General features: G+C 38.1%; 8 protein-coding genes. All 8 read right to left on the bottom strand.

From position 1 onward, the window contains the following. Positions 1-230: 230 nt before the first annotated feature. Positions 231-1,214, bottom strand: a complete 984-nt coding sequence (locus tag CSV79_RS15990) for an Rpn family recombination-promoting nuclease/putative transposase (RefSeq protein WP_099690047.1) — start codon at positions 1,212-1,214, stop codon at positions 231-233. Between the two features lie 483 nt (positions 1,215-1,697). Then, complete coding sequence (locus CSV79_RS15995; protein ID WP_099690048.1) at positions 1,698-2,825, bottom strand: hypothetical protein; 1,128 nt, start codon at positions 2,823-2,825, stop codon at positions 1,698-1,700. A gap of 13 nt (positions 2,826-2,838) precedes the next feature. Further along, complete coding sequence (locus tag CSV79_RS16000) at positions 2,839-4,089, bottom strand: ABC-2 transporter permease (protein ID WP_099690049.1); 1,251 nt, start codon at positions 4,087-4,089, stop codon at positions 2,839-2,841. Next, the gene (locus tag CSV79_RS16005; RefSeq protein ID WP_099690050.1) at positions 4,089-4,964 is read right to left on the bottom strand and encodes an ABC transporter ATP-binding protein; all 876 of its coding nucleotides are present in this window, start codon (positions 4,962-4,964) and stop codon (positions 4,089-4,091) included. The genes CSV79_RS16000 and CSV79_RS16005 overlap by 1 nt, the downstream gene beginning before the upstream one ends. After that, positions 4,961-5,716, bottom strand: a complete 756-nt coding sequence (locus CSV79_RS16010) for a hypothetical protein (RefSeq protein ID WP_099690051.1) — start codon at positions 5,714-5,716, stop codon at positions 4,961-4,963. Before CSV79_RS16010 ends, CSV79_RS16005 begins: the two co-directional genes overlap by 4 nt. Continuing rightward, complete coding sequence (locus CSV79_RS16015) at positions 5,709-6,263, bottom strand: RNA polymerase sigma factor (protein ID WP_099690052.1); 555 nt, start codon at positions 6,261-6,263, stop codon at positions 5,709-5,711. Before CSV79_RS16015 ends, CSV79_RS16010 begins: the two co-directional genes overlap by 8 nt. A gap of 293 nt (positions 6,264-6,556) precedes the next feature. After that, entirely contained in the window at positions 6,557-6,892 is a 336-nt protein-coding gene (locus CSV79_RS16020; protein ID WP_099690053.1) for a hypothetical protein, read from the bottom strand. Between the two features lie 103 nt (positions 6,893-6,995). Then, entirely contained in the window at positions 6,996-7,895 is a 900-nt protein-coding gene (locus CSV79_RS16025) for a helix-turn-helix transcriptional regulator (protein WP_099690054.1), read from the bottom strand. Positions 7,896-8,557: the final 662 nt, after the last annotated feature.

The raw sequence follows: 8,557 nt of genomic DNA on the forward strand, positions 1-8,557 counted from the left end.
AGCAACTCTAAAATAAAGACAAATGGGCGCTTGCGTTGTTCCTCCGTAAGATTTTTTACATCCTTTCGTAAAGCAATAAAATACAAAAAGAGCACTATACCCGCCACAACTAGTTTAATAGCCCCTGCCAACGCTGATCACTTCCATTTAGTAAAAAAGTACCCGTGCAGAAAACTTTCGTGTTTGTTTACACATTCACGCTTGTTTCTTGTACAGGTACTTTTCACGTTTCATTCACAATGCATGTCTTCCTGGATATTAAGAATTACTTGTTTATCAAGTTTTGTAGCCACAGCAATTTTCTCAACTTCTACTCCCATTGCTAAAAGACTTTGAACCGTTCTAATCTTCTCTTCTTGCGCCTTACGTTCTGCCCTTTGAGTGGCCTTCTCTGTTGCTTTCTGAACAGCTTCTTGCAACCGCAATTCAGCCTCCCTCACAGCCGCCTCTTCATCCAGCACGCGTTTCATTCTGGATTCATAGGCTAAAAATTCTTCCGGTGTGCCACTTAACGCTTCCCAACTTGTAAATGCCGAACGCAGAGTTTCATCATTCATGGCGATAGCCTCCAATTCTTTAAAGATATCATTGTAGATTTTCCCATTGCGTTTGTCCACAATACCTAGCAACAACAACCACTTCGCCAACACATCGTCCCACGGGTTTAACTTTTCCGCTTTCCAATCCCGAATCAACTTGGTCATTTCAATAAAATGAAATTCCATGATATTTGTCAGCTTGAAACGTTCTTCATCCTCATACAAATGGTACGTCGTATGAAACTTTTCCGTCTGATCAAACATAGCGAAATTCAAAATATTAATCGCAATCACAGGATGTAATTCCTTATAACTCATTCCTCGTTTCATCGGACTCCGATAGACACCTGCCCAATAATAAATGGAACGATTCACCATATCGTATTGATTCGTAAACTGAATTTCAATAGTAATCCATTCCCCTGCATCTGTTACCACCAATAAATCCAACCGCGATTGCTTATCCTCTTCATGTTCCCCGCCAGCTTCCGTTGCAGAAAAGGAAATATCCTTAATCCGCTCCCGACCCGTTCGTTTCAAAATCGCATTCAAAAAGACGACCGTAATCTTTTTATTGCTTTCACTACCGAATAATCGTTTGAATGCATAATCGACCTTTAGATCCATCAAACGTTCCAGTGGTAGCCGTTTCAATACACGTGATGTAGAATCCATACACTCCTACCTCGAATTCTGTTAATTTTATTGTATCATTTTTTTAGTTCAAACGAGAGAATACTACTCGCTGTTCTCACTGAGTGTAGTGGAGATGGATTCGATTCGTCAAAACAGGGAAATTGAGTTTTGTGGGAGTGGAAAGTTGATAGGTATCATGTTGAGGGTTTTCAAAATTGAATTTCGTTGTCATTTAAGTGGGTGAAATTGAATTTTCATAGTTTTTATTGTGAATGTGATTACAACCAATGAAATGTACCGCCCGTGAAATGTTTTTTACATCCAGAGGTTATACCAGTGAGTGTAAGGTACCAGGTCCCGAAACAATTCTGAATTGTTCAGGAGTCTGGTTCGTTTTATTGCACTCATTTTAGTTCAACATTTTTATTTGTTGAAAAACGGTTGGATAGTTTAAGAAAGTAGGAGCCGAAAAAAGAGGAACCAGTGGCAGGTTCCCTTGCATAGTGGGCTTTCGTTTATTCACTATAAAATATCCATCTTCTTTTCTCGTTTCCATAAAACCGCGGTAAATAAAATCACTATGATAATTATCGTACAATAAGAAATCAGTGACAGCCACTTCGGATTCCATATAGAAATCATATCTGGCAGCAATGGATATAATCCGATGATCAGAAACCCGATTACAAATGGAATTTGAATACCTATCAAGGAAACCATATTCGGAACTAAGCTTGAAAAAGCCATAGAAAGTAACCCGAAGACAAGCCCGATTATGTAGATTCCAGATATAAATAGCATTATGAATTGGAAAAACGTCGGATCGAACCAAGATTCATTTCCAATAAAGGTATTAACTCGCACGTCAAAAAACATGGACGTGTTATTCAATGAATATAAGCTGAAATACACGGTTAGCAGGGCTGTAATTACAATGAATGTCGCAATGACACCTGCAAGGATCTTTGTCCTAAAAAGTTTCCTTCCTTTTTTTGTTGTATATTGCATTGGAACAATTTGTCTCGATCGATCTTTCAAGATAACTGGAGAAATGACTAGCACGACGCTGAATAGTATGGCAATGCCAACATTTGCAATAAACCTTTTAAAATTCATCCAAGCGACTTCAGGGTATAATCCGAATTTCTTTTGTGCAATCAACTCTTCAAAACGTTGCTGCTTTTTCTTCGAAAGTCTTTCCGGAATACTATCTTTCCACTTATAAAACTCTATCAATCTTTCTCGCTCCTGCAACTCCCAAAAAAGGTCGACTGATTGATTGAAAAACACTTCATCACGAAGTTCACTTGCTTTGCCCGAACGATTTACCCAATCATAATCCCGAAACTTTTCATAGGTTTCCAGCCCCTCTTCACCGAATTCCTCTCTGGACTGCAAATAGTCGTCCGCCTTCTTAACATCATCGGCATATGTCTTTTCAAAGTCGATAAATTCATCCCTATCCATTGTTATTCCATACTTCTTAATCATTTCAATACCCAAGTTATAAGAATACATATCACTACCATTCGGAAAGTATTCAATATCAAACTCGATGAGTAGAAAATACAGCACACTGTTAATGAAAATAAGTAATACCAACATCTTCCACGTTAAAATTTTCTTCAGTTCATTCCATAAAACACGCATTATTTCTACCCCCTTACTGGATGTCCATTTTTCTAAAATATTTATATGTTATGGCGCAAAATACAATCGTGATAACCATCCAACAGCTGATTGTCATCCATTCAAAGTTTTTGAACAGTATCAATCCGTTGCTTCCCATGAATGATTGCGAAATTGCCATGGTTAGTGTTGATAAGGTATAAGAAGATACGAAAAGTAGGTTGGAGGACTTCGGCATGAAGGTTGGTAAAAGCCATCCTAGTACAAATAACGTTGCAAAAAGAAAGAATGTAATATAACTACTTTTCACAATGACTGACAAAGCAAAAGTCAAACCTGAAAATAGCAGTTGGATGATGAAAACAAGTACAAGCACTCCTATTAAAAATTCACCAACGGATAAATCCCACCATGTGACATTGGGAAAGTTGTATTCCCAATTGAACGCACTGCTAATCGATGTTTCCCAAACATGTGAGTAATCGAATAGGAAGAAATACGTACCGAGCGTAATCGTGAATAATAGTAGTGAAATAACTGTAGAAACTGCTAATGATGCAGCCAACTTGTCCTTCATCAGTTTTCTGCCACGACGTGTGGAGTATGTAAGTAACTGTGTCCGGTTCTCAAATTCATACGTCGTAATAAGCGCGGTCATTAAAACAATCAACAGCAGTGACTCAATAATAATGTGCAGGAAAACTGTTTTAAACAGAAAACTATGCATGAAATACGACTTTCCTGCAAAAAACCATTCCTTATGCTCTTCGTTGTTCACCATTTCCTTAAAACGCTCCGCAAACTCTTCATTTTCCTCCGAATAGGTTTCAGCCGCTTTGCCGCCTATTCCGTATCTTTTTAGATCCCCTTGCCCCCCTGCTACCACATCAATTTCCGCATAACTTTCATCAATAGAATTTGCCATACTGAAATACATTTCCTTCAACTGCAAGCTATTAATGAATTCCCAGTCTTTGTCGCTGTATTGTTCCTGCTCCTCAAACCGTAATCCATCTAAAAAAACATAAACACTGTCGAATTGCTGGCCGGTAATTCCCTTTAACTCTAACAAGTCATTTTGAATGTCTTTTTGGAACTGTTTCAGCGAATCGTCTGTTATTTCCCTACCGTATCGATCGATAATTTCATTCACCATTTTCAATTCTTCTTTGTGGTCCGATGAACTGACGATGATGAAAATATTGAAAGCAGAGAAAACGATAAGCAATGCGATCAAAATGGGAGATGTGAGTGCTTTTTTACATTCATGAAGGAAAATGCGCATTAGTTATCCCCTTCTAGCTCATCACGGTATTCGTATAAGAATACATCTTCCAGGTGTGGAGGCACAGATGTCCATTCAATTTCCGAATCGCCTTTATGAATAAATCGAACAGTCATGTTTCCATACTCCTGCTTTTCAGAAAGTAGAATGTTGTTCTTTCGGAAGTCTTCCAACTGGTCATAGTCAATCGTCGTTTCAAAGACACATCCATTTAACGTCGCACATATGTCTGCAACCGAATCTTTATAAAGCAACTGTTTATTTCTAATCATTATTATTTCATTTGCAATCGATTCAATATCCGATACGATATGCGTTGAAATGATAACAAGTCGTTCACGTGCAAGATCAGTTAACAAGTGCCTGAAACGCGCGCGTTCTTTTGGGTCAAGTCCCGCCGTCGGCTCGTCCAAAATAAGAATTTCCGGATCATTCAATAATGCTTGCGCTATACCGACACGCTGAATCATCCCACCGGAAAACTTCTTCATTTTTTTATTCACCACATCACTTAACGCCACTTTCTCTAATAACTCCTCAATCTTATCGAGGGCATCTTTCTTCCCAATCCCTTTTAGCGCCGCCAAATAAAGCAGATATTGCTTAGGTGAATAGTTTTTGTAATAGCCGAATTGCTGCGGTAAATAGCCGAGTCGTTCCCGGTATCGATCATCCATGTCGTTAATATTCTTTCCGTTATAAAAAATTTCCCCTTCTGTCGGTGCAATCAATGTCGCCAACATTTTTATTAACGTTGTCTTCCCAGCCCCATTCGGTGCTAGTAAACCATAAAGACCATTACCGAACTCAAGATTCACATTTTGCAACGCGGTAAAGTCCCCATATTGCTTGCTTACATCTTTTACAACAATCATTCAAATACCCCTTCCGTCTGTTTGAAATGAATTAAGTTTTTTACACACCGCAAATACATACATGCAATTACGATTAGAATTACTGCATTAACGAAAATTGGCATTTTCATTAGCAAGTCGTTATATAATTGGACATTCGCTGACTGTAAGACGAGATTTCCGATTGTCCAGCCGATAACTGTACTTACAACAATTTCTGTCGTTCTGCGCTTCATCAATGCAAACAGTAATAAAATGGAGAATAAAAACAATGCTGTAATTGAAAGTAAAAACGCTCGCATGAATTGAATTTCTTCATATTGTATGGCTAGAATCGCTACAGCAATCGTATTTAACACAATAGAAAAGACACTGAAAACAAGCATTCTAAAAGCAATAATTTGATAGACGTTATATTTACAAGCCATCTCCACTTCATACGTATGATTTTGCGTTTTGCTTATATACGTGAAGATAGATAACGATAAAAACAGAATAGGTGATAGTAAAAAAGTGTAACTGTAAATATCCTGAATTCGGCCATAGTTTGGTAGCATAACGATCAACCCGACCAGTATAATTACCATGAATGAAATAAATGTGATTTCCAACCGATCCGAGAATATATGCCGTAAGCCGACTTGCTGAAGCATCGACTTTAAATACGACGGGAAACTTTGTTTAGTTTTCACGCCCTCGGATACAATCTTGACAATTTGAATACGAGTGGTTTGCTCATCCAAATCAGGGACTATAAATCTTTCCTTATTCACCGTTCCTCTCCTCCATTTCTGTACGTATCCTTTTTAAAGATGAATAGTATCTTGTTTTCACTGTCGATAAAGGAATAGATTCCATCGTAGCGATTTCTTTCAATGTGTACTCACCGAATAGTTTAAGTCGGATAATTTGTTGTGAGCTAGATTCTAACTGATTTACGATTGCAGTCACTTTTTCAACTTCCTCTTTGTATTCAAGTGAAATTACCATATCTACCTCGTCCATAATCTCGTAGTCATCAATTTGTCGAGCCATTTGCGTGTATCGATAGGATTTCGATCTATAATAATCCACGATTTTATTTGAAGCTAACCTGTAAAGCCAAGTCCGAAACAAGGCTTTTTTTCTGTCATATGTATGAATGGATTGCAATGCACTGATGAATATTTCCTGTGTCAAATCCAGGGAAAGATCATGATCCATTGTTTGTTTATAGCTAAATACATAAATTTCTTTATAATACTTAGAAACGAGTTCATTCGCTGCTGATTCGCTCGCGTTCTTCTGTATTTGATTAATCCACCGTTTTTCTCTGTCCATGATTCACCACATGCTTTCCACATATCATTGTCTCTTAAGTATATTCGTAATTCGTCTTCAAAAAGTTTGTCGATTTGAAAATAAATAAAAAGAGGTCTCCAGTTGGAAACCTCTAACTCGTATAGGAAGCACTAAAACTACTAATGATTACAATTCGTTTCATTAAATATGATGCACGTAATGCTATGCCCGACCCTCCCCTAACATTTATGTACTAGGTTCTGAATCAATTTGAATTTTTTCGGGGCCTGGTATCTTTTATCAATCGAATGATTCAAGTGGTTACACGGGCGTCACCGAAAAAAAGCAAAGAATAGAATCGCAATCAACAAAAGTAAAACAACGGCTTTGAAGTTTTCACGTGCGCTGTTATCTTTCCACTGATGAATCGTATCTGAAGAAAAACCAATCAGACATAAGATGATCGCAATACCTCCTATGGGTACATTCCTCAAAATCACCCAACCGACTAAGAAAGTTACGAGTCCAATAGTAGGGAGCAACTCTAAAATAAAGACAAATGGGCGCTTGCGTTGCTCTTCCGTAAGATTTTTTACATCCTTTCGTAAAGCAATAAAATACAAAAAGAGCACCACACCCGCCACAACCAGTTTAATAGCCACTGCCACCGCTGATCACTTCCTTTTTCGTTTATGCCAACGTAAATAGACCACCGATTAGGCGGCCTTTTCACAGTTAATTAATTCCTTCTTTTTTTGATCTAATTCCCTTTTACCTAGCAACATCATTCTCTTCAAAATTTAAATTGACGGGTTCATGGGATAAACCTTCTGTAGAGCTCTGCTCGGTCACTGGGATACTAACATCTACAATTTCAAAACCAAGTTTGTCCAGCCAAATTTGTCCAGAACCATTTAGCATTACTCCAAATGCTATCGCTTCACTTTTTACTGGAATATCCAATACAACACTGTAGTGATTCCATTCGTTCGTTCCCTTGATCGGACGATTCATCATATTATCAAAAGCAAGTACCTCTCCAGAAGAATGATCAACTCGCATCCACAAGCCCGCAGCCTCTTTAACGTCTGTACTTTTCACAAATGCAGAAAAGCGAACTCGTTCTCCCCTATATTGATCTGACTTAATTTGTTGCATCAATGTCGCAAAACCACGGGCTTTTTCATCCTTTGATCTCAAATATGCCGAATGAATTCCATTATTTACAACTCTGTTGTCCAACCCTGTTTCATAATCAAATGGTGTTTCCCCCGTCATAATCCAACCGGTAGGTGCATTATTTGTACTCACAATGAACTCTCCTTTGCTAATCAATTTTCTAAGTAGCTTCCGATAATCTCCTGGTGTTACCTCGTAAAATTTTTTAAAGGCTCTTGTATAGGATTCCTGCGAATTAAAGCCATAGCTCATAGCGATGTCAATAATTCTCTGATCCGTTGTAATTAATATCCTTGCACTTTCAGTCAGCCGACGTTCTCTTATATATTCCGCAACTGACTTCCCAATAATCTTCCGAAATGTACGTTGAAAATGAAATCTTGAATATCCTGCATGTTCAGCTAAATGGTGGAGCTGTAATTTATCTGTTAGGTGTTGTTCGATAAAATTTAATGACCTTTGAATAGCCTTTTCATAATCTTGATAAGACAATTAAACACCTCCTCGACCTAATGAATTCAGTATAACTACATAACTTTTATGAACTTTGACTTTTTGTGCTAAATTAAAACGAGCATAAATCTGTGATACGATTTGCGCTCGTTTTCTAAATCTTTCCTGATTCCTGGATAACCTCTATTCTGTTAATGCACCCGTATATTGCAAAGTCATAAGAGTTCTTGAACAGCACTTATTCAAAAACATTTTCAAATCTAATTATCATTTTTACTTTTTGTATTCTTTTTCATTCTTTTATAGAAAACGTAAATTGCATTGCCAGCGACTATTAATAAGGCGCCAGTCAATGAACCATATATAGGAGGTAGATAGGGTGTATCAGGAAAAAATACAATTTGACTTCCAATACTACCCCCGATGAATACAAATGGAGCCATAATACTTAATCTCCATTCGGAGTTTTTTAATTTCCTTTTCTTGTTAATTGTTCGCACCCCCTCCTTATTCTTTTACTAAACAATCATGGCTCTTTAGCGGTACAATCCTTATTCCAGAACTGCGCCCGTTAACGGGATAGTGGTTCTAAGCCGTTGATCTGCGCTGCAGCCGGACGCGTTCCGGAGGGCGGGCGGTGAACCACACTCCTCGCTTCGCTCGCTAGGTGTTTCACCTGTCCCGCTGATCCTCCCGGAGTC

This window comes from Sporosarcina sp. P13 (genome assembly GCF_002743055.1).
Classification (GTDB): domain Bacteria; phylum Bacillota; class Bacilli; order Bacillales_A; family Planococcaceae; genus Sporosarcina.